This is a genomic window from Oleiphilus sp. HI0128 (genome assembly GCF_001635365.1).
Window position 1 is genome coordinate 1 of the sequence record NZ_LWGG01000667.1, and the last position, 395, is coordinate 395.

General features: G+C 47.8%; 1 protein-coding gene. It reads left to right on the top strand.

The annotated features are described in order from the left end of the window. Positions 1-182 precede the first annotated feature (182 nt). A partial coding sequence (locus tag A3763_RS29515) for a hypothetical protein (RefSeq protein WP_231872138.1) occupies positions 183-395 on the top strand: 213 nt, incomplete at its 3' end.

Here is a 395-nt window from a genome sequence, read left to right on the forward strand (position 1 = left end):
GTTTTTGTCTCAAGGCAAGCACTTAGGTTTTAACGTGGTGTTTGGTTTAGTTGGGTGTTCTAAAACATCTAACCAGTTCATCAAACATCACTCCGGCCACAAAGAGACGTGGCCTGCGTTGGACGCACGATAGAGCTGCGTCCAACGCAGGCCACGTCTCTTTGTGGCCGGAGTGATGTTTGATGAACTGGTTAGATGTTTTAGAACACCCAACTACACCAAACACCACGTTAAAACCTTTGTACTGGCCCAGAGACAAAAACACCCTAGATGGCGACTTTACCGGACTCCCTAGGAACACACCACCGACGAAGCCTCTACAAATTCAAATGTGCCTGAGAAACTTAAACAGCAGAGCGGAACAGTGGGAAAACGTGCCACCTACCCTAAGACTT